The 21349-nt window shown below is 73.0% G+C and carries 19 protein-coding genes; 7 read left to right on the top strand and 12 right to left on the bottom strand.

Translation table 11 applies throughout. From position 1 onward, the window contains the following. Window positions 1-95 precede the first annotated feature (95 nt). From H7H31_RS00495 to H7H31_RS00535, 9 genes are all read right to left on the bottom strand, one after another. Window positions 96-1379 carry an MFS transporter gene (locus tag H7H31_RS00495; RefSeq protein WP_187064405.1) on the bottom strand — a complete coding sequence of 428 codons (1284 nt, stop codon included), beginning with the start codon at window positions 1377-1379 and terminating at the stop codon, window positions 96-98. Window positions 1380-1476: 97 nt separating this feature from the next. Then, a complete protein-coding gene (locus H7H31_RS00500; RefSeq protein ID WP_187064406.1) occupies window positions 1477-2553 on the bottom strand; it encodes a polysaccharide deacetylase family protein in 1077 nt (358 codons plus the stop codon). Beyond that, window positions 2550-3926, bottom strand: coding sequence for a condensation domain-containing protein (locus H7H31_RS00505; protein WP_187064407.1), 1377 nt, complete (start codon window positions 3924-3926; stop codon window positions 2550-2552). The genes H7H31_RS00500 and H7H31_RS00505 overlap by 4 nt, the downstream gene beginning before the upstream one ends. Window positions 3927-4000: 74 nt before the next feature. Continuing rightward, window positions 4001-5140 carry an acyl-CoA dehydrogenase family protein gene (locus tag H7H31_RS00510; RefSeq protein ID WP_187064408.1) on the bottom strand — a complete coding sequence of 380 codons (1140 nt, stop codon included), beginning with the start codon at window positions 5138-5140 and terminating at the stop codon, window positions 4001-4003. 75 nt (window positions 5141-5215) lie between these two features. After that, window positions 5216-5965 (bottom strand): class II aldolase/adducin family protein, encoded by a 750-nt coding sequence (locus tag H7H31_RS00515; protein ID WP_187064409.1) that lies wholly within the window; start codon window positions 5963-5965, stop codon window positions 5216-5218. Further along, window positions 5962-6678 (bottom strand): dihydrodipicolinate reductase C-terminal domain-containing protein, encoded by a 717-nt coding sequence (locus H7H31_RS00520; protein WP_187064410.1) that lies wholly within the window; start codon window positions 6676-6678, stop codon window positions 5962-5964. Before H7H31_RS00520 ends, H7H31_RS00515 begins: the two co-directional genes overlap by 4 nt. After that, a complete protein-coding gene (locus H7H31_RS00525) occupies window positions 6671-6934 on the bottom strand; it encodes a phosphopantetheine-binding protein (RefSeq protein WP_176165680.1) in 264 nt (87 codons plus the stop codon). Before H7H31_RS00525 ends, H7H31_RS00520 begins: the two co-directional genes overlap by 8 nt. Window positions 6935-6959: 25 nt before the next feature. Continuing rightward, window positions 6960-8417, bottom strand: a complete 1458-nt coding sequence (locus H7H31_RS00530) for a class I adenylate-forming enzyme family protein (RefSeq protein WP_187064411.1) — start codon at window positions 8415-8417, stop codon at window positions 6960-6962. A gap of 5 nt (window positions 8418-8422) precedes the next feature. Then, on the bottom strand, window positions 8423-9793 hold the full coding sequence (locus H7H31_RS00535) for a nitroreductase family protein (protein WP_187064412.1): 1371 nt from the start codon (window positions 9791-9793) through the stop codon (window positions 8423-8425). A gap of 1353 nt (window positions 9794-11146) precedes the next feature. On the opposite strand from H7H31_RS00535, the gene H7H31_RS00540 reads away from it, so the two are divergent. Further along, window positions 11147-13963: a type 1 periplasmic-binding domain-containing protein gene (locus H7H31_RS00540; RefSeq protein ID WP_187064413.1), complete on the top strand. Its 2817-nt coding sequence runs from the start codon at window positions 11147-11149 to the stop codon at window positions 13961-13963. Window positions 13964-14113: 150 nt separating this feature from the next. Here the strand turns inward: H7H31_RS00540 and H7H31_RS00545 are convergent, their stop codons facing one another. Continuing rightward, entirely contained in the window at window positions 14114-14617 is a 504-nt protein-coding gene (locus tag H7H31_RS00545) for a DinB family protein (RefSeq protein WP_187064414.1), read from the bottom strand. Between the two features lie 210 nt (window positions 14618-14827). On the opposite strand from H7H31_RS00545, the gene H7H31_RS00550 reads away from it, so the two are divergent. Together H7H31_RS00550 and H7H31_RS00555 are read left to right on the top strand one after the other, a co-directional pair. Beyond that, window positions 14828-16525 carry an amidohydrolase gene (locus tag H7H31_RS00550; protein ID WP_187064427.1) on the top strand — a complete coding sequence of 566 codons (1698 nt, stop codon included), beginning with the start codon at window positions 14828-14830 and terminating at the stop codon, window positions 16523-16525. A 32-nt stretch (window positions 16526-16557) separates the two neighbouring features. Continuing rightward, window positions 16558-17319, top strand: a complete 762-nt coding sequence (locus H7H31_RS00555) for a helix-turn-helix transcriptional regulator (protein WP_187064415.1) — start codon at window positions 16558-16560, stop codon at window positions 17317-17319. Window positions 17320-17578: 259 nt separating this feature from the next. On the opposite strand, the gene H7H31_RS00560 is transcribed toward H7H31_RS00555, so the two are convergent. Further along, window positions 17579-18073: a DUF5709 domain-containing protein gene (locus tag H7H31_RS00560; RefSeq protein ID WP_187064416.1), complete on the bottom strand. Its 495-nt coding sequence runs from the start codon at window positions 18071-18073 to the stop codon at window positions 17579-17581. A 205-nt stretch (window positions 18074-18278) separates the two neighbouring features. On the opposite strand from H7H31_RS00560, the gene H7H31_RS00565 reads away from it, so the two are divergent. From H7H31_RS00565 to H7H31_RS33550, 3 genes are all read left to right on the top strand, one after another. Then, window positions 18279-18722 carry a DUF3093 domain-containing protein gene (locus tag H7H31_RS00565; protein ID WP_176165673.1) on the top strand — a complete coding sequence of 148 codons (444 nt, stop codon included), beginning with the start codon at window positions 18279-18281 and terminating at the stop codon, window positions 18720-18722. Between the two features lie 476 nt (window positions 18723-19198). Continuing rightward, window positions 19199-19819: a DUF6230 family protein gene (locus H7H31_RS00570; RefSeq protein ID WP_187064417.1), complete on the top strand. Its 621-nt coding sequence runs from the start codon at window positions 19199-19201 to the stop codon at window positions 19817-19819. After that, window positions 19810-20373 carry a DUF6114 domain-containing protein gene (locus H7H31_RS33550; RefSeq protein WP_222625495.1) on the top strand — a complete coding sequence of 188 codons (564 nt, stop codon included), beginning with the start codon at window positions 19810-19812 and terminating at the stop codon, window positions 20371-20373. The genes H7H31_RS00570 and H7H31_RS33550 overlap by 10 nt, the downstream gene beginning before the upstream one ends. A gap of 27 nt (window positions 20374-20400) precedes the next feature. Here the strand turns inward: H7H31_RS33550 and H7H31_RS00580 are convergent, their stop codons facing one another. Next, window positions 20401-20550 (bottom strand): hypothetical protein, encoded by a 150-nt coding sequence (locus H7H31_RS00580; protein ID WP_187064418.1) that lies wholly within the window; start codon window positions 20548-20550, stop codon window positions 20401-20403. A gap of 47 nt (window positions 20551-20597) precedes the next feature. On the opposite strand from H7H31_RS00580, the gene H7H31_RS00585 reads away from it, so the two are divergent. Continuing rightward, a complete protein-coding gene (locus tag H7H31_RS00585) occupies window positions 20598-21287 on the top strand; it encodes a hypothetical protein (RefSeq protein WP_187064419.1) in 690 nt (229 codons plus the stop codon). Window positions 21288-21349 lie beyond the last annotated feature (62 nt).

A 21349-nucleotide genomic window follows, 5' to 3' on the forward strand; every position in this document is an offset into this window, starting at 1 on the left:
GGTTGGCGGGTTGGCGGGTTGGCCGTGGGGCGCGCCGCGCGCGGGGCCGACGCGGACACACCGCGTCGGCCCCGTGAGTCACCGACCACCCGGGCTCAGGCGCGGCCCGGTACCCGGCCCAGGGTGCGGATCGGGCGGGCCGCCAGCAGGGCCGCCGCGGTGAGGAGGGCGACCACGACGCCGACCAGGAGCACCTCGTCGGTGCCGAACGCCCCCACGGCCGGGCCGGCCAACGCGCTGCCGACCGGGAACATGCCGACGGAGCCCGCGACCTCGTAGGCGTGCACCCGGTTGAGCACCTCGCCCGGCACCTGGGTCTGCACGCTGGTGGCCCACATGACGCCCCAGAAGGTGATGCCGACACCGACCACGACCTGGGCGACGGCCAACAGCCAGACCGGCCAGTCGAGCACGATGCCGAGCGGGTAGAGCGGGTAGGCCAGCATCGCCACGGCGCCGGCGGCCAGCGGCCGGTCGGGCTTGTACCGCATCGCCAGCACGCCGCCGGCCACGGTGCCCGCGCCGAACGCGCAGTTGAGCAGGCCGAAGGCGGTGGCGCCGTGCTCGGGCACGATCACGCCGGCGGCGATGGAGAGTTGCGGGCCCCAGGAGAGCACGGCGAAGACCATCCAGATCGCGATCACGCCCCACAGCCAGTTACGCGAGCGGAACTCCTGCCAGCCGACCACCAGGTTGCGGACGAAGCTCTCGTCGGCCGGCGGGGCGGGCACCGCCCCGAGCCGTAGCGCGAACAGGCAGCAGGCGCTGGTGCCGTAGGAGACGGCGGAGATCACCATCACCCACTCGGTCGCGGCGGTGCCCACCAGCACGCCGGCCAGCGCCGGGCCGCCGAGTGCGGTGAACGCCTCGGATATGCGCAGCACGCCGTTGGCGCCCTGCACGTCGCGGGAGACCAGCGGGACGGTCGACGAGGCGCCCGGTTGGAACATCGCGTTGGCGACGCCGGCCACCACCAGCAGCGTGTACAGGTGCCACAGGTGGTCGATGCCGTAGGCGAAGAGGAGGGCGAGCAGCACGTGGGCGGTCAGGTTGAACAGGTCGGCGGCGATCATCATGCGGCGCGCGGTGAAGCGGTCGGCCAGCACCCCGCCGAAGATCACCAGGCCGGCGAACGGGCCGACCAGGAAGGCCATCGCGTATCCGGCGGTGCTCAGGCTGTAGCCGGAGCTGAGCAGCCCGGCCGTGACCGCGACGGGGAGCATGGCCCAGCCGAGGAGGCCCGCGCTGCGGGCGGTGAAGTAGAACTGGAAGTTACGGGTCCAGATCGCCGGTTCGCCGGCCTGCGGCGCCTCGGCGGGCCGGTCCTGGGTCTGCGAGGACGTAACCGCCGCAGTGTGGTCTGCCGAGCGATCTTCCATGGCTCTTCGGTTCTCCAGCCGTAGTTCGTGTCTCGTGGTCTTCGGGGTCGGGTGGGGCGGGCCGTCGGGCGGCGCTCCGGGGCGTGGTCGCCGTACGTCAGGCGCCGGCGGCCGCCGACGGGCGGCTGGCCTCGGCCTGGGTGGGCGGTGCGAGCAGGTCGTGCAGGGTGACCGGTTCCAGGCCGCGCTCCAGCAGGCCCTCGATGATCGACGGAAGGGCCCGTACGGTCTGGCTGCGGTCGCCGGCGCCCTCGTGCATGAGCACCACCGAGCCCGGCCGGGCGGTCGCCAGGACGGACGCGGCGATCCGCTCCGGCCCGGGCCTGGACCAGTCGCGGGAGTCCACGTCCCACAGCGTGAGGGTGGTCGGGTGGTCGGCCAGGGTGGCCAGCACCTCGGGGCTGAGGCCGCCGTACGGGGGTCGGAAGCGGGTGGGGGCCTCGCCGGTCACCCGGGCCACCTCGGTCGCCGTCCGGTCGAGTTGCTCGCGCAGTTGGTCCGGTGTGAGGTCCGGGAGGAAGGGGTGCGACCAGGAGTGGTTGCCCACCTCGTGGCCGGCCGCGGCGATGCGGCGCACCTCGTCGGGCAGCGCCGCGACGTGGTGCCCCACGCAGAAGAAGGTCGCCCGGGCGTCATAGCGGGCCAGGATCTCCAGGACCTGGCGGGTGTAGACCGGGTCGGGGCCGTCGTCGAAGGTGAGCGCGACCCGTGGGGCGTCCCGGCGGCCGTGCTCGACGCAGCGTCCGGAGGCCACCAGCGCCGCCCGCGTCGGCTCGCTGCGCCGCACGCCGTCGTCGTACTCCTCGGCGCGGCCGGTCAGGCTGCCGCCCTCCGCGGTCACCCGGGCCAGCGCGTCGGGTGCGCTGCGCGCCCGCTCGGCCAGTTCGCCGGCCGTGACGGAGCCGAACGGCGGCCGGGCCGGGAGCAGCCAGGGGTCGGCGCGGTAGACGTCGAGGCCGGCCGCCGTCATGGGCCCGTCGAGCAGGCCGTTGGTGCTCTCCAGGACCACGGCCACGGGCGCTTCCTCGCCCAGTTCCGTCAGCCAGGCCATGAGCCGCGCGACCTGGGCGGCTCCCCAGTCGCTCGGCTCCACCACCCGCTGCCCGGCCCCGTCCAGGACCTCGACCTGGTACCCCGTGCCCGTCCAGGCGATCCCCGCGTACCGCGTGCTCATCCCTCACCCCGCGCTGTCGCCTTGGCGACCACCAGTTCCTCGACCCCGCGCAGGAAGCGTTCCATGCCCTCGCGGGAGATGACCGCCGGGTCGGCGGTCATGGCGAGTTCCAGGGCGCCGGGGGCGGTCAGCGCGTCCACGGCGATCGAGACGTTCGCCCGGGGCAGGAACTCGGTCGGCCAGGTCAGTTCGGTCTGGTCGAGCAGTTCGCGCGGCGGGGCCGACGGGTGTTCCACCGTGTCGAACGGCCCGTCGCTCGGGTCCCGGGTGTCGTTCCACCAGCACGAGTGGTCGGCCGCCTCGCCCCGCTCGACCAGTCGCGCCACCTCGCGGTCCAGCGCCCACTTGTCGTACCCGGCGTGCCGGAACGCGCTGAACGAGACGGACCGCGTCCGCCGTACCGCCTCCTCGAAGTCCTTGTCCGCGTCGGTCAGCAGGAACACGGCCTCCTGTGCCATCGTGCTGACCGACTCGGCGGCGGCCGGCTGGAAGCGGTTGCTCACCACCACCTGGAACAGCACGTCGCTGCTCCCGGACATCCTGGCCAACTGGTGGGATGCCGCTCCCAGCAGCACGGCGGCGTCGCTCACGCCCAGCTCCGTCGCGACCCGCTCGGCGGCGACCGCCAGCGCGGGCGAGCGCAGCAGCGCGTTGGGGAACAGCCGGCCGGGTTCGGTCTCCGCCAGTTCCGGCGCCGCGGGGTTACGGAAGATTCGTCGGGGGCCGGCGGCCAGGCGCTCGCACCAGTAACGTCGGGCTCCCGCGTCCTTGCGCCGGCCGAGCGCGGACGTCTGGTGTGCCGCGGCCTCCAGCGGCTGGAGCGCGGGGCGGGCCTTGAGCAGGGCCTCGGCGGTCTCGCCCGCCGAGATCAGCTCCAGGTCGCGCAGCATGCGCCCCTCGCCCCACAGGTCCATCGCGGTGTGCGAGGCCGCCAGTACGAGCCGGTGGACCTGGTTCTCGCACTCCACGAGGCCGACCCGGAACGGCCACTCCCGCGCGTGGTCGAAGGAGCGTCCAGCCAACTCCTCCATCAGCGCCGCACCGACCGCGGGCGCCTGCTCCACCTGGCACGTCCGCACCGCCATGGGCAGTTCGCCGGCCCCGTCCACGACCTGTTCCAGGCCGTCCGCGCCGTCGGGCAGCAGCCTGGTGTGCAGGCTGTCGTGCATCCGCAGCAGCTCCGTCAGGTCCGCGAGGACCCGGGCGGCGGGGCGCGGCGGGTTGAGGGGGAGGTCGAGCCGCAGGTTGTACCGGGGGGCGTCGTCGCCGAGCCGGGTGACGACCCCCCAGATCGCCCGCTGCCCCCAGGTGGCCGGGCCCGTCCCCGCCCGCGCGGACTCCAGTGTGATGGTCCGCTCCTCGACCGTGGTCATCGTGTTCCCCACTTTCCCTTCGGTTGCCTCGTACGACGCCCGCGGCGATTCACCCTGCTGCCGCGGCGGATTGGCTAGTCCAGTCCCTGTGAGATGACCAGGCGTTGGATCTGGTTGGTGCCCTCGACGATCTGCAACAGCTTGGCCTCACGCATCCAGCGCTCGACCGGGTGGTCGGCGACGTAGCCGGCGCCGCCGAGCACCTGCACCGCGTCGGTGGTCACCTTCATCGCCATGTCGGTGGCGAACAGCTTGGCCTTCGCCGCCTCCAGCGAGTACGGCAGGCCGGCGTCCTTGAGCCGGGCGGCTGCCAGGGTGAGCGCACGGGCCGCGGCGATCTGGGTGGCCATGTCGGCCAGCAGGAAGCCGACGCCCTGGAAGGAGATGATCCGCTGGCCGAACTGACGGCGTTCCTTCGCGTACCGCACCGCGTAGTCGGCGGCGGCCTGGGCGATGCCGACCGCGCAGGCGGCGATGCCGAGCCGGCCGCAGTCGAGGGCGCCCATGGCGATCAGGAAGCCCTTGCCCTCGCGGCCGATCAGCCGCTCGGCCGGCACCCGGGCGTCCTCGAAGCCGACCTGCGCGGTGGGGTTGGACCAGACACCCAGTTTGCGCTCCGGCTCGTGCACCACCATGCCCGGCGTGCCGCTGGGGACCACCAGGCAGGACAGCCCGCGGGCGCCGGGCCCGCCGGTGCGGCTGAACACGTTGTAGAAGTCGGCGTGGCCGGCGTGGGTGACCCAGGACTTGGTGCCCGTGATGCGGTAGTCGTCGCCCTCGCGCACCGCGCGGGTGGTCAACGAGGCCGCGTCCGAGCCGGCCTCCGCCTCGGAGAGGCAGTACGCGCCGAGGAGTTCGCCACCCAGCATGCCCGGCAGCAACTCCTCGCGCTGGGCCGGGGTGCCGTAGGTGGCGGTCCCGAAGCAGGCCAGGTTGTGCACGTTGACGGCCTCGGCCACCGCGAACCAGTGGTAGGCGATCTCCTCCAGCGCCTGGAGGTAGACCTCGTACGGCTGGCCACCGCCGCCGTACTCCTCGGGGTAGGGCAGGCTCAGCAGCCCGGCCTTGCCCAGGGTGCGCACGACCTCCCGGGGGAACTCGTGGTCCGCCTCGAACTGGGCGACCCGGGGCGCGAGTTCGCCGGTCGCGATCTCGCGGACCAGGCCGAGCAGCTCGGCCGCCTCCTCCGTGGGCAGGATGCGCTGGACCTTCATCGGACGACCTCCGTGAGTGCGGTGGGGCTGGGTGGCGAGGGGTGTTCCGGTGCGCTGACCGCGCGGTGGGCGCGGTCAGCCGCGTCCCCACTCGGCGGCCTGCGGCCAGTTCCTCTCCACCCGGCGGACGGCGTAGTCCCAGTACGAGCGGACGGAGAGGTCGGCGTAGATGAAGTCCTGCTTGGCCGCCACGTCCTGGTCGGTGGACCAGGTGTACGGGACGCCGGTGCCCTCGGCCATGAGCTGGAGCCGGCAGGCCCGCTCCAGGACCTGGGCGAAGACGGCGGCGTGCCGCACGCTCTTGCCGACGATGACGCCGCCGTGGTTGCGCAGCAGGACGGCCGGGTGCTCGCCGAGGTCCTTGGCGATGTGCTCGCCGGTCTCGATGTCCAGCACGGTGTTGCTGGTCTCGGTGAACAGGCCGATCCGGTCGCGGAAGTAGGCGCCGTCGTGCGAGATCGGGCGCATCGGCAGGTCGGTGGCGCCGAACAGCAGGGTGTGCGGGGCGTGGCTGTGCACGATGCCGTTGACGTCCGGGCGGGCCCGGTAGATGGCCTGGTGCAGCGGCAGCTCCGGCGGCGCGAGCGACGGCGCGGGCAGGGTGTGGTCCACCGAGCAGCGGACCACGTCCGCCGGGGTCGCCTCGTCGAAGCCGACCAGCGCGCCCTTGATGAAGAACTCGTCGCGGCCGGGTATCCGGGCGGAGATCTGGCCCTGGTTGAAGTCGTCGTGCCCGTCGAGGGACAGCATCCGGGCGCCGATCGCCACCTGGAGCACGAGCCGGCGCTCGGCCGGGTTCAGCGGCTGCGCTTCGTCGGTACTCATGTCACTCTCCTCACAGTCAGGTCGTCGTAGACGGTCCGCATGGTGACCAGTCCGGGTGCCGCGGTACGGGCCCACTCGGCGGCTGCCAGCGCGCCACGGGCCGGCACCGCCCAACTGCCGACGTGGTGACGCACGTGCAGTGCCTCGCCGTCCCAGGTGTGGGTCACCTCGTGTTCGCTGACCGGCAGCCCGGCCCGCTCGTCGGCGATGTCGGCCACCGCCCGGCCGCTCGCCCGGTGCCAGGTGTCCGCCAGCGCCAGCGCGGTGGCGCTCGGGCGGTGTGCCTTGCCGAGCGGGTGCCGTTCGCGGACGGTGGTGGTCGCGTCGAACCGGCCGGTGGCGTGGGCGGCGGTGAACTCGGCGATGCGCACCTGGAGGTAGTGGGCGAAGGAGAGGTTGGTGGCGCGGACCACCGGCACCCCTTCCGCCAACTCTTCCAACGCCTTCCACTGGGTGTCCGACAGGTTGGAGACGCAGGCGACCAGCGGCAGCCGGTGTGTGGCGCAGTAGTCGAGGACGGCGGGGTGTGCCTCGGGCGCGCTGGTGTCGACGAGCACGTCGGGGACGGTGTCGACGGACCAGCCGCCGCGGCGGGAGGCGGTGAGGGTGACCTGCGTCCCGCTCGCCTGGCAGGCCGCCCGCACCGCCGAACCGAGGCGCCCGAGGCCGACGATCCCGATCGTCGGGCCGCCGCTGGTCGGCGCCTCAGGCATCGGCACCTATTCCGCTGGCGACCACCAGGGCCGTGACGGAGTCGATGGTCTCGTAGTGCTCGGTGGGGGCCTCCGGGTCCAGGTAGACGCCGACCTCGTTCTCGATGCTGTCGATCAGGCGCATGTAGGAGAGCGAGGAGTAGCCGACGTCGCGCAGCGAGTAGTTGGCGCCGGCGAGTTCGTCGGCCGTGACGCTGCCGTCGCCCGCCGCGATGGCCAGGTCGAGGATCTTGGTACGGAGTGCGCTGCTGTCCATGGGGAGTCCTGTGTCTCGAAGAGGGTCAGTTGCTCTGGGGGTCGCTGGTGCTCTGGGGCTCGCTGAGCAGGCGCCGCAGGCGTTCGATGGACGGCTTGCCGATCGAGTTCGCCGGAATCCGGTCCACCAGGCGGAGGATGCCGGGCACCTTGAACGACGGGAGTGTCGCCGCGCAGTGGGTGCGCAGGGACTGCGCGCTGACGCCGGCCTCGACGGCGACGACGGCGGCCAGGGTGGGATCGCCGTGTTGGTTGTCGGCCTCGAAGGCGACCGCGTCCAGCACTCCCGGGGCCGTGCGCAGCACGTCCGCGATCTCGATCGGGTCGATCTTGCGCCCGCCCACGTTGACCAGCCGGCTGGTGCGCCCGGTCAGGTGGAGCACGCCGTCGCGCAGGTGGCCCTGGTCACCGGTGTGGTAGTAGCCCTCGGCGTCGACGCGCTCCTCGAACACGCCGGGGGCGTTGAGGTAGCGCGAGCCCATCGACTCGCTCCGCACCCGGATGCCCTGCTCCGTGGCGAGCAGACGCACACCGGGCAGGGGGGCGCCGAGCCCGCTGCCGGCCCCTTCGGCGGCGTACGTCAGGGGTCCGGCCTCGGCGACGCCGTAGTAGTTGTGGATCGGCACGCCGGTGAGCCGGGTGAACTCCTCGCGCACCGTCTCGCGCAGGGGGGCGCCGGACGAGATGGCGGTCCGGACGGCGGCGAACCCTTCCTTCGGGGCGCGTCGCACGATCGACTCGTAGAGCGCCGGGAACGCCACGAGGCGGGTGGCTTCGGTGCTCTCCAGGAGCCGCACCACGCGGGTGGCGGTGGGCAGCCCGCTCGACAGGTGCAGGGACGCGCCGGGCAGGAAGGCGGCGAGCAGGGAGGTGTTGAAGGCCAGCCCGTTGGAGAGCGCGGCGAAGCAGGCGATGCGGTCGTCCGCCGAGAGCCCGGTGCCCTTGGCCCAGTTGGCAGCCGCGGCCGAGACGGCCGCGCCGGAGAACTCGATGCAGTTGGGCCGGCCGGTGGAGCCGGAGGTGAAGCGGCACACCTCGGTGGCGTCCAACAGGTGCGGGCGGGGTGGGTCGAACGGCCTTACCCGGCTGACGGCGAGGACGCCGAACTCGCCGCCCGCCGCGTGGACCTCGTCCGCGATGGCGTGCACCTCGGCGCCCGGGGCGTGGACCAGCAGGTCCAGCCCGCAGTCCTCGGCGATGCGGGAGAGGTCGAACGGGCTGAAGGCCGAGTCGACCAGGAAGGGCACCCCGCCGGCGAACAGCGTGGCCAGGTAACTGACGACGTAGTCCACGGAGTTGGTGGCGTACAGGGCCACCCGCGGCCGTTCGCCCGGCACCTCGTGGCGGGCCAGGGTGTCCGACGCGGCGCGGGCTCGCTGGAGGAGTTCGGCGTACCCGAGCGAACCGGCCGCGTCGCTGACCGCGAGGCGCTCGCCGTGTCGGGTGAGCACGTCGGTGAAGAGGTCGGGGAGGACAGCGCGCATCGGGCTCACCGCTCGTTCTGGGCGTGCGCCATGGCAAGCCGGTCGAACTTGATGCCCGAGTCGTCCGGGCGGCCGAGCAGCAGGGCGTACAGGGTCTCGTCACCCTCCGGCAGCCCTGCCAGCGTGCGCCACAGCGGCGAGTCGAAGCCGCCGATGGCGGTCACCCCGATGCCCGCGCGGTTCGCCCCCAGGTAGAGGAGTTGACCTAACGCGCCGCAGCGGAAGGCGAGTTCGCGCAGGCTCTCGGCGTCGCCGGCCGAGCCGGCCCCGGCGAGCGAGGCGCGCGGCACGTGCAGCAGCACGATGGCGGCGGCCCCGGCGAGGGGGCGCTGCTGCATGCAGGCACGGGCCACCTCGTCGGTGGACGGCAGTGGCACCGGTTGCCGTTCGCCGGTGCGCAGGCGGTAGACCGCGTCCTGTGCGGGCTCGGTGGTCGAGCGCAGGACCAGGGTGGCGGCCAGGGGCGAGGCGGCGGGGAGGTCGGTCTCCAGCGGTGTGCACAGGGCCGCGACCGCCTTCCAGACGGCGGCGGCGGGAACGGGTTCGCCCGTGAACGCCTTGCTGGACACGCGCGTCCCGATCAGCTCCGGCCAGCCGGACGGGTCTCCCAACCCCGCGCCTGCGGAGCCGATTTGGCGGTTGGCGTGCACGTGGGCGAGCGGCGCAGGCGCGGCCGGCAGGAAGGGTGAGCCGGAGGTGGCGGACCAGCCGGCGAGCGAGTCCCAGCAGGCGCCTTCCAGCCACGATCGCCAGGTGGCCCCGCGCCGCTCCCGGTCGGTGTCGTCGTGCACGGTCCAGCGGGCCCACGACTCGCCTGTCGAACTGGCCGGCACCTGGACGGCGGAGTGAATTTCCCGGCAATTCTCGCCGGCCTCCAGCAATTCTGACAGGGATTCCCGTGGGAAGCGCAGCCGTAGCGCCCCCGTGGCGCCACGGCCGGCGACGGCCAGCATGAGGTTCCCGGCCGCGTGTCCCGCGTCGAGCTGGGTGTAGAGATAGCCGCGGTCGCCGTACTTGCGCATCGAAAGCCAGGGGCGGGTGAGCGTGACCACGAGCGCTCCGCCGTCTTCCGGAATGGCCAACAGGGACGCGGTGAGGGCGGCGGCGACGCGGGGCCCGACGGCCAGTCGGGCGCAGGTGCGGCGATCGGCGTCGATGCGAAACGCCGTCGGCTGGCCGTCCTCCAGGGCGAGGACGGCGAATTCGTACGGGTACACGGCCCCGGCCGACGGCACCGCCCGCGCGGCGTACGACCCGCAGGACCGGTTGGCGCGGCTGGTCAGCACGCCCTCGTCCAGCAGGGACAGCGCGAGGCGGAGGCCGGGCGCGACCACGGGTCCGGCGGGCGGCTCGGGTAACGCCGCGGGCAGGGCCACGCGGGCCCACAGATCAACGGTGCGGCCCGAGGATTCGCGCTCGGGCGCGTATGCGACGGATGCGGCTTTCTGTTTTATCAGGTTTCCTGGCACGTCTGACGCAAACCTCCTATTCTCTGACAGCCCATGGAATACGCACGAAAGCAGGCAGCGCCCTCCGCACTGATGTTGCGGACCTTCATGCACCATGGGGGGAATGTGAGGGCACACCATGGGTGGTGATAAAGCTCCCCATACGGGGTTTGGAGCTTCCCTACAACCAGGGTTGATGCGTTCTCGTATCGCGAGACAAATGACGTGAACTACCGGCGCCAAGATGTGACACATACCCGGTGGAACGCCTCGCTCTACGAGAGCGCATTACCGGTTACGGCCATTGGAAGCATGCCAAGCCCGTTGGGCATTGGTCAAGACCATTAATGCAAAACCATTGGATAAACCCCAACCAACCGAGTGAATGCAATAAATCGGACATCAATCCGGAATGACCGATTCGGAGATCCGCGCGCACCGGCGCTACTAAGCGTCTCGTTAAGTGGACGCATTATTTACATGGTTATGGAGTGCCGCGAGGTTTGAGAGTGCCGACGGTTGCGATAAGGGCATACCTCTCCCCGGCCACCGGAGAGGAGGGCCGGAAGGCGGCGACCCCGACATTCCTCGCACCGCCCTCTCGGCGGACGCGCGCATCCCCTCCGGAGGGTGGGCGGGCGCCCCTGGCGCCGCTCCCCCAACGGCGTTCACCGCACGGCCACTTGACGCCGGAGGCACGGCGGGCCCGGCGTGACCGCGGTGGCGCGGGCGTCGCGGCCGGCGGCACCCAGGCCGCCACCCACCCCCGACGCCGGGCTCCGGACGAGCCCAGCGCGGCCGGGCAGTCGGGCCCCGGGCGGGCGGGCGAGCACCCCGGCCGACCGGCCGGGACCCCGGAGAACCCGACCGCGCACCGGCGGTCACACGAGAGAGCGCGCCACCCATCGCCGGAGAGAGCGGGACGGCGAAACGACGGACCCGGCAACCTTTACGGATCTTGAAGTGCGGAGAACTCCATGATCCAGAAGCCTGCCACCCGCCTCACATCAGAGCACCCACGCCACCCGATGAGCCCACGCAAGGCGCTCGCCCGCTCCCGAGCAGCCCGCCCGGAAAGACAGGGTTTTCCCGCATAAGGGAATGCGGGGCGAGAATTCGCGGCGTACCGGGAATCACATTCTGCTCACCTGAATCAACGGAGAACCCGACTCGCGGTCCCAGTGGTTCTGGCACGCGCATTACTGGGGAGGGGTCCCGAAGCGCCGGGTGTAGCCTGGTTTCCCGTCACTGCGAGTGGCGCATTCGGTTCGGGGGGACGCCATGACCGATTCGACATTTCCCGACGATCTGGGAGCCGACGAATTCGCCCGTGAATATCCGGTGGCTCTCGTTCCCGCCGGGCGAGGACAGTTGGCGATCGGGCTTCCGCTGCTGTTGCTCCAGGTGCCGGGGCGGCGACAGGGCACGGCCACGGTGGCGACCTACCGCGCGCAGGTCAAGCGCGTGGTGGCGGCGTTGCGGGCGCCGCTGGAGGGCCAAGGCGAGAAACTCATCCCCCACGCGGTGGCACACCCCACCGCCGACGACGACCTCGTCGCCGAGCAGGCGAGCCAGGAACTCGCCTTCGGTATCCCGTCCCGGATGACCCCGGACCGGTTCGCCGACGTCGCGCTCATGCTCGACCTGGTGACCGCGATCCGGGCGCGCGCCGAGTCGACGCCCGCCGACGGGCCATCGGCCGGGGCCCGTACGGAGGCCGCCGCCGCGGAGCCGGCGCCCCAGGGCCCGGCGGGCATGTCCGTACCCGTGCCCGACGACGCGGTGGGCCTGCGGAACCACGCGTACGAGCGGCGGGTGCACCGGGGTGGGTTGCCGAAGCTGCTGTGGGCGTTGGGTGGCAAGGGCGTGCCGGACAACGCGGGGTTCGGCGGCTGGCTGCTGCGCACGTTCTGGCTGTCCTTCACGCACACGCTGCCGCGCTGGTGGTGGTCCCGCCGGGTCACGCGCAGACTGATCCGGCGCTCGCGTCGGCGCGCCGGCGACCGACGAGGCTGGCTCGGTGCCGAGCTGAACGTCGCCCGGGGGCGGGAGGACCTGTTCCAGGTGATGGACGGGGTCGCGGACCGGCAGGTCAGCCGGCTCCGGCTGCGGGAGGGCAAGCAGCAGCGCGAGGACGCCCGCACGGTCCTGGAACAACTGCTGACCCTGGCCCTGCTGGCCGACCTCGCGCTGCCACGGGTGGGCGGTCTGCTGCCCAAGCGGCGCCGGCGCACGGCCCGTCCGGTGGTGCTCGTCCACGTACCGCATCCGGACGAGCCGGGAGCGCGGGCCGCGGAGCGCTTCCTGCGCGTGTACGCCAGGGCTCAGGCCCAGTCGCCCGCCCTCGGCCCGCTGGTGGTCGCCGTGGGGCGCTTCTCGGAGGCGCTCGTGGGCGAACTCGACCCGGAGCGCCTCGACGCGGCCCAGGCGGGGCGGGCGCTCCGGTTCGGCGCCGACCGACCGGTCCTGGTCGACCTCCAGGAGGAGCCGTTCGAACGGCGCGGGCTGCCCATCCGCTGCCGGCCGCCGCGCCGCTACCGGCTGCACTGGCGCACCCAGACGGCGCTGGCCTCCGGCACCACGGCCCTGGCCGTCACCCTGGGCGGCGTGTCGGGCGGCGCCACCTGGCTCGAACCCGCCCCGGAGACCGGCTGTGTGGCGGGGGACAGCACCGCGCCGAACCGCGCCGCGCCCGGCGAGGTGCACCCCGCGGAGTGGTACCGGTCCGCGCTGCGGGCGATCGAAGCGGAGAACCGGCGGGCGGAGGAACTCGCCGCGCGCGGCCGGACGGTGCGCACCATCGTCTACTTCGCCTCCGCCGGCCCGGAGAGCGCGGCGGGCACGCTGTTCGACGGGATCGTGCCGGAGCTGCGCGGTATCACCCTGTGGCAGCAGCGGCTCAACAGCGAGGCGTTCTCGGACGATTCGCGGGTGCCGTTGAGGGTGGAGGTGCGCAACACCGGGCGCGGCTTCGTCCGCGCCGCCGAGGAGGCCCGGAAGCTGGCCGCGGAGGTGGCGGCCGGCGACCGTACGGGCGCCCGGGAGGTCGTGGGCGTCTTGGGCTTCGCGCAGAGCCGCGACTCGACCCGCGAGGCCCTGCGCGTCCTGGCGCGGGCGCGTATCCCGGCCGTGGGGACGACGGCGACCGCCGACGAGATGCAGGTCGGTGACTACTACTGGCCCCTCACGCCGGTCAACAGCACCGAGGCGCGGGTGGTGGCCTCCTTCGCCCGCGCCAAGAGGCTGGTGGCGCGGCCGAGCGGCGCCGGGTGCGTCCCGGCCCGGCGCGCGATCGTGGTGCAGAGCCCGGACGACCTCTACAGCCGCAGCCTGGCCAGCCTGTTCAAGGGGGACTTCGTCAGCGGCGCGGAGGGCGACGGTCCGGACGGCGTGGCGGAGTTGGTCAACTTCTCCCAGGAGGGCGACTTCGACCGCTCCGATCCCGGTGTGTTCGGCTACTCGCGCCCACGCGACCTCGCCGACAAGGTGTGCGAGGTGCTGGGTACCGACAGCCGTACGGTGGTCTACTGGGCCGGCCGGACCCGGGACTTCGCGGCCTTCGTGGACGCGTTGGACGCGCGCAACGCCTGTGGCCAGCGCGCCGTCACCGTACTGGCCGGCAACGAACTGACGAACGTGGCCCAGACCGGCGAGTTCGAGGGCAGGGGCTGGCTGCGGCTGTACTACGTGGCGCACCGGCTGCCCGACGCGGACCCGCTGGCGAGCCGCAAGACCCAGCAGTTCGTGGCCGCCTACAACGCCTTCGTCGCGAGCGAGCGGGGCCGGGATCCGTGGCGCGACGACGGCCAGGCGGCCGTCACCTACGACGCCCTGCACGTCCTGTCCCAGGCGGTCGACCTGGCCCGGGCCGACCACAGCGTGGGCAGGAGCGCGGTCACCACCGCCCTCAGGTCCGGCGTCTCCTTCGACGGGGCGACCGGCTCGGTCACCTACGCCTCCGGCAGCAACGCCCCGCCCCGGGACAAGACCCTGGTGGTCCTGCGCCTCACGCCCAGAGGCCCTCGCACGGCCGCCGCCTGCGGGGCGTACGCGCAGGGCCAGCGGTACGCACTCCAGGGGCCACCCTGTGCGCCGTAGGGGGCTGGGGTGGTCGCGGGTGGGTGTGGGTGGCCGCGCGCGAGCTTCGGTGGCGGTCCCGCGTGACGAGCGCGGCCACGCTCCGGAGCCGGGCCGGCGGGGCCGCGCGCCCCGAGCGGGCCACCCCGCGACGCCGCCGCGCACCCGGGCCTACTCCCCCACCGCGCCGTCGATGGCTTCCCGCAGGAGGTCGGCGTGGCCGTTGTGGCGCGCGTATTCCTCCATCATGTGGGTGAGGACATAGCGCGGCGAGATGCTCTCGCCCCGGAATTCCACCCGGGCGTCCAGTGTCGGGAAGGCGTTCACCATCGCGCGGGAGTCCTCGCAAGTCGCGCGCCACAAGGTAAACGCCTCATCGACGTCGGCGTCCACTACCTGCCATTCGCCGAACGCGCCGTTCACGCGCGGCCACAGGGCGGGCAGGGATTTCCCGCCCAGCACCGTCTGGAACCAACTCCGCTCGACCTCGACGGCGTGCCGGACCAGCCCCAGCAGGGTCAGTGTCGAGGTGGGAATCGCCCGTTGTCTCAGTTGCGCACCGGTCAGGCCGGCGCACTTCATGGCCAACGTGGCGCGTTGGTAGTCGAGGAACGCCGTCAGCGACGCACGGTCGTCGGCCACCTTGGAAGGGTTGGTGCGCGGGTCATCGCTCATCCGACGATGGTGGCAGTTCCTCCGGGGCCGCCGCTGTTCAGGCGGGCGGGGGCCGGGGCACGGGCGTGGCGGGGCCGCCTTCCGCGCGGCGCGGAGCGCGCATCGGTGGGATGACCGATGCGCGAGGGGTGGCGGGGCGGACAGAGTCCGGGGAGATCGTTCGCGGGCGGCCGTGGCGCGCCCGGTTTCCGAGAGGACCTTGCAGTGGACATGTATGCGGACCTGGTGTTCGTCGGTGGGCGGGTGGTCACGGTGGACGCGGAGTTCTCCGTCGTCTCGGCCCTGGCGGTGACCGGCGGGACCATCAGTGCCGTGGGTGGGCGCGATGACGTCACGCCGCTCGTCGGCCCCGACACCCGGGTCATCGACCTGCGGGGAGCGACGTTGCTTCCCGGTATCAACGATTCCCACCTGCACGGATGCGCCTTCGGCATAGCGTCGCCGCCGCTCTCCCTGGACCTGGGCCATCCCGCCGTGGCCTCCCTCGCCGAGGTGGCGCGGGCGGTGGGCGAGGCCGTCGGGCGGGTGCCGGACGGGCAGTGGGTCACCGGGCACGGCTGGGACACCGGGTACCTGGACGAGTGCCTGCGGGACACGTCGCGGCTGCCGTCGCGGCACGACCTCGACGCCGTCAGCCCCGACCACCCCGTCGTCCTGTACTCCTTCTCCGGGCACGCCACCTGGGTCAACTCCAGGGCACTGGAACTCATCGGCATCGACCGGCACACCGTCGCGCCGCCCGGCGGATCCATCGTCGTGGACGAGGCCGGGGAGCCGACCGGGTTGCTCCACGAGGGGGCCCAGGCCCTGGTCCAGAACGCGCTGCCGCCGCTCAGCCGGCAGGAGCGGGCCGACGCCATCAGGTCCACCCTCGCCACGCTCGCCCGCCTCGGCGTGACCAGCTACACCGAGCCCGGGCTCGGCCCCGGCGGGGACGGCATCATGCGCGGCGCGCTCGGGGCACTCACCCTCGACGTCTACCGCGAACTGCTGGCTGACGGCGAACTCACCGCCCGGGTCGGCGTCCTGCTGCTGCCCACGGGAATGGCGAGCACCGCCGAGGAGTTCGCCCGCAACCTCACCGCCGTCGACGGTCCGCGTACCGCCGACCCGCGCCGCCTGGCGATCCACGGGGTCAAGCTCTTCGCCGACGGCATCGTCCCCAACAAGACGGCCTGGATGAACGAGCCGTACGTCGGCGGCGGCTGCGGCTCCCTGTGCGTCGGTGGCGACACCGACCACGAGCGGGCCGCCGAACTCGGCGTCATGATTCGGCACGCCCACGCCGCCGGACACCAGGTGGGTGTGCACGTCACCGGTGACCGGGCCATCGACACCGTCGCGGACGCCTTCTCCGCGGCCGTCGCCGAACACCCGCGGCCCGACGCCCGGCACTACCTCATCCACGGCGACTTCCTCACCGACCACAGCATGCGGGTGCTGGCCGCGCACGGTTTCGGCGTCAACATGAACCCGACCATCAAGTGGACCGTCGCCGACCTGGAGGAGGAGTTCGTCGGCGCGGAGCGGGCCGCGTACGCGTGGCCCTACCGCGCGGCCCTCGACGCCGGCGTGCGGGTCGCGAGCGGGTCCGACGCCCCCGTCACGGCCCCGGACTGGCGCCAGGGCATCGCCACCATGGTGTTGCGCGAGTCGAAGGCCGCCGGTCGGGTCAGCGGTCCGGAGCAGCGCATCAGCCTGGCCGAGGCGATCCGTACGTACACCATCGACGCCGCCTGGCAGGACTTCGCCGACGGTTGGAAGGGTTCCCTGGAGACAGGCAAGGTCGCCGACCTGTGCGTGCTCGACGGGGACCTGCTCACCGTCGACCCGCACGACATCCCCCACCTCCCAGTCACCCTCACCGTGGTGGACGGGCGAGTCGTGCACGACACCCTCGGCGATTGACGTGACGCCGGGGGCGTGATCATGCTTGCGGGGTGGCAGCGGAGCGGAGCACGGCGGACATCCTGAACGCGGCCGTCCAGGTACGCCAGGCGGCCAGGAGCGCGGCGCGGGGCGCGACCGGTGTCGAGGCGGTGCTCGCGGCGCTGTCGGAGGTCGCGGAGTACGACCACGCGTCGCTGGCCCGGTGGGACCCGCTCCGCGAACGCCACACCACCCTGGCCGGCTGCTACCCGGCCGACGCCACGGCGTACATCGAGACCCGCCTCCACCGCGACCCGGTCTTCGCCGTCCTGCGCGACCCGAACCGGGGCGGACTGTGGCTCGGGGAGGTGCCCTGGCCCCTGCTGGCTGCCTCCCCGGGCTTCCGGGAGGTGCTGCGTCCGCTCGGCATCGCGGGTGGCGTGGCCCAGTGCCTGTTCGCCGCCGACGGTCGCTACGTCGGCATGCTCAACCTGAGCACCCGCCGGCCTCGGCCCGCGCCCGACGCGGCGCGCGCCGCGGTCACCCTGCTCACCGAGGCACTGGCCGCTGCCGTCGCCGTCCCCCACGCCGACGAGCCGTCGGAGCGGGGCGCGGCGCGTCCGCGGCGCCCCGGTGGCCTCTCGCCACGGGAGCTCGAAGTGCTGGCCCACCTCACCACCGGCCGCACCAACCGGGAGATCGCCGAGCGGCTGTACGTCACCCCGCGCACGGTCGGCACGCACATCGAGCACATCCTCGCCAAGCTCGACCTCCCCAACCGCGCCGCCGCCGCGGCCCGGGCCGTGGCCTGGGGCATCACACCCTCCGACTGAGTCAGCCTGTCGGGGTGACCCAGCCGCTTTCGCGCGACACCCGCCCTCCCGAACTCTCCGTGAGGCCCGTCGGCCCGAAGGGTTGCGGCGCGTCGGGCCAGCCCTCCCACCACTGTGTCGGCCGGCCCACAGGCTGACGCCAGCGCCGGCCGGGCCGGCCCCGCCACGGCGCGCGTCGTACGGCCGGCCCGGGCCGGCGCGTCCGTGGCGAGGAGCCGGGACTCCGGCAAACGGGTGACGGACGGGGGCCGCGGGGCGCTCAGGGCCGGGGATCGACGTCCGGGTCCTCGTCGGCGTACTCCTCCGGCTCCACGAGGTGCACGGCGGCCTCCTCGGCCCCGGCCGCGCCGCCGTCGATGCCCACGTCGCGGGCGGTCAGGTCCTTGGTCCGGTCGGGGTGGGCGCCCTCGTCGGGGGCCAGCAGGCGCCCCGCGCGGTCGTCGCCCACCTCGTCGTCGATCAGCTCGCCGTCGCCGCCGGCCAGGTCACCGCGGCCGTCGCCCTCCGGGACGCCGACGTCGGCGACCTCCTGCCGCAGCCGCTCGTCCAGGGTCTCCCCGTGGTACTGCTCCTCGGCCGTCGTGCCGACCTTGTTGACGCCCAGCGGTTTCTCGGGCGGCGAGTACCCCTCGTCGAGGGTCTCGTCGTAGCTCCGCCCGCCGAGCGCGTTCTGCGTGTCCAGCGGCGCCGCGTCCTCCTGCTCCTCGTTGCCGCCCGTGGGCTGGTACACGTCATCCGCCATCTCGTCGCTCATGCTTCCTCCACGTGTGCTGTCGGATTGCTGTCGCGCTCGCCGGTGGGGATGGGGACCCGCTCCCTCCATCATGCGCCCGAGCCGCGCCGCGGCACGTCGCGGTCGCACGGCACGCCGCCGTGGCGCGCGCCGCGAGCGCCGTCCCCGTACGCCACGCCCGTGGCCCGGAGATCATCGAACTGATCGGAACTGTCATTCTGGGTTCATGTCTCTTTACGACGAGCGGCTGAGCGTGCCCCCCGCCTGGTGGCTGTGGGTGCCGTTGCCCGGCCTTGCTCTGGCGTTGGTGCTGCTCCCCTTCGGAGTGCCGGCAGCGCTCGGCGCGCTGCTGCTGGTCTCGTGCGCGGCGGCGGCCGGGACGTACGCGTACGGCCGCTCCCGCATCAAGGTGACCATCGGGTCCCTCACCGCGGGCAAGATCCGGCTACCCATCGACGTGCTGGGCATGCCCGAGATCCTGGACCCCGAGGAGGCGCTGGCCTGGCGTACCCGGCGGGCCGACGCCCACGCGCTGATGCTGCTGCGCAGCCACGTGCCGACGGCGCTGCGTATCGAGATCACCGCGCCCGACTACCGCGCCCCGTACCTGTACCTCTCGACCCGCCAGCCACACACCCTCGTCGCCGTGCTCGCCTTCGCCAAGCGCTGAGCCGCGCCCGCGTAGCCGTCGCCGCCCGCGCGCGTGGCCGTCGCCACCCGCGTCCACGCGTGGTGCCCGGCTCGAGGTGGCACCTGGCGTGGCGGCCGGGGTGTGGCGCGCGCCGGCCCCGGGCCGGATGCGGCAGCGCCCGCTCCGGGGTCCGCGCGCCGGGCGGCCGGGCCGGCCGCTGCCCGACGGCGTCGGGCCCGCCCGGCGTCAACGGCGCGTCGCGCGTGGGACGTTCGTCGCTGACGTGGCCGTGCCGGGGGTGCCGGTCGCGGGGCCGTGAAACTCGCGGAAACGCGCGCCGCTCGGCGTCTTGTCAGTGCGACGGAGCTTACTTACTCTCTAGTAAGCCAAAGAGAAGTTGGCATGCACGGGTCATGCATGCGGGGCGTCAGGCCGAGCCGCTGGGGACCCCGAGCCCGTTCCTCTCCCGCACATCGCCGTGCGCGCCGCCCTGCTCTTCAAAGGGATATATCGCCATGAGAGATGAGCAAGGAAGACATGTAGTAGGCCGGGTGAGATGGCGAAGATTCGCCGTGCTGTCGGTGCCGGGGTTCGCCACGACGGCCGCGTTGGCCGTCGCCCTGGCCAACGGCGCGCTCGCCGCGTCCTTCGCCGTCTCCGGCCAGCAGTTCAAGGTGGCGGCCGACGACCTCAAGGGGGACGGCTTCGCCCAGTACGGCAGCGTGGACACCAACGCGCGCGGCGACCTGCTGCCGGTGGCGGTGACGGCCATCAAGAAGGCCGAGATCAGCAACCTGTGCCAGTCGGTGGTCACCAAGCTGCCGATCGTCGGGTCGATCTCGCTCAAGCTGTCGGCTGGCACGGGCTCCAAGCCGGTCCAGGCCACGGACCTGTACATGGACGCCACCGACATCGCCGGAGACGCGAGCTTCAACAACATCGAGATCGGTCGCGACGCCTCCACGCTCGACAAGGGGCCGGACGGCGCGCAGGGCATGCAGGACGCGTTCTCCCAGCAGGCCGACGACATCCGCATCGCCAAGCTCCGCACGGTCGCCTGGGCCACCACCGCGGGCACCTTCAAGCTCAACGGGCTGAGCATGAAGATCAGCAAGGGCAAGAAGGAATGCTTCTGACCTTCCGGAGGTGGCGCAGGGGCCGGCCGTTCTGGGGCGGACTGATCACCATCGGCGCGGGGGCGGAGATCGCCGCGATTCCGCTGGCGCCCCTCAAGGTCATGGTGCTCCAGGGCGTCACCGGCGTGGTGTCCGTCATGATGGGGCTCGTCCTGGTGCTGATGGGACTCAGCGCCTGGTTCGCGCCCTACTACCGCGGGCTCGCGGGCGTGCTGGCCGTGCTGGTCGCGGCCGGCGCCCTGGTCCTGTCCAACCTCGGTGGGTTCTTCGTCGGCACGATCGGCGGCGTCGTGGGTGGCAGCCTCATCTTCGCGTGGCAGCCCCTGCCGCCCGCGGCGCGGTCGGACCCGCCGGCCGAGCCCGACGTCGCGCCGGACGGCGATCCCGATGCCGGACCCGACGTCGAACCCGACGGGACGACCTCACCCCGTACGTACGACGTTCCCGCCAGCCGCGACGCGGACGCCGCACCTCCGCGTGGAGCGGACCGGCTGGCGGGGGCGGGCGGCGCGACCGGCGCCCAGGGACCGACCACCGACCCGTCGACGCCGTAACGCGACACGTCGCCGCCGCACCGCGCATCACGCGCACCGCACCCGCACCCGCACCCGCACCCGCACCCGCACCCGCACCCGCACCCGCACCCGCACCCGCACCCGCACGACCACGGTCGCCGGTTCTCCCACCCCAACCCGCAACTCCCGTACCCAGCGCCGTGGTTCGTGGTGCACAGCACACGCACGATGTCATCGATTCCTCCCACACAAGGAGCCGCACGATGTCTCGATCCATGTCTCTGCGCGCCGTCCTCGCGGCGAGCGCCGGGCTCGCCAGCGTCGCCGCCCTCTCGCTCGCCGGAACGGCGAACGCCCGCCCCGACGTCGCGGCGGGCCCGACGACGGTGACCCCGGCCGGTCACTACTTCAAGGCCACCCTCTCCGGCAAGGCCACCTTCAAGGCCGGGTCCGTGACGGTCACCTGTGCGGTCTCCACCACACAGCCGACGAACCCGGCGAGTGGCGCCGCCAACCAGGTGCCGGCCGCGCCCAACAACACCAACCCCGCCGGGCCGGTCGGCGGACCGCTCAACCCGCCCACCTACAGCTCCTGCACCACCAGCATGCCCGGGGTCAGCGCGACCATCGCCACCTCCGGGTCCTGGGGCATCGCCGTGCAGCACGGGGACGCGGTGAGCGCCAAGCTCACCATGCCGACCAGTGGTTTCGTCCTCAAGACCAGCGGCCTGGCCACGTGCACGGTCACCGCGGCGCCCACCGCCGAGGCGTCGATCTCCGGCGCGTGGACCAACGGCGCACCCTCCCGGCTGGCGTTCACCAACGCGGCCGTGCCGGTCAAGGTGGAGGGCGGGTTCGGCTGCCCGACCAGCTCCACCAGCTCCACGTTCAACGCGACCTACCTGGTCACCGACGTGACCGACCCCGGGTCGCAGATCACCGTGAGCGGCTGATCCCGTCTCGCCCGCGGCAAGCGGCGCCCCCGCCACGACACACCCGTGGCGGGGGCGCCAGC

Origin of the sequence: Streptomyces buecherae, from assembly GCF_014295035.1 — a bacterium.
GTDB classification, from domain to species: Bacteria; Actinomycetota; Actinomycetes; order Streptomycetales; family Streptomycetaceae; genus Streptomyces; species Streptomyces youssoufiensis.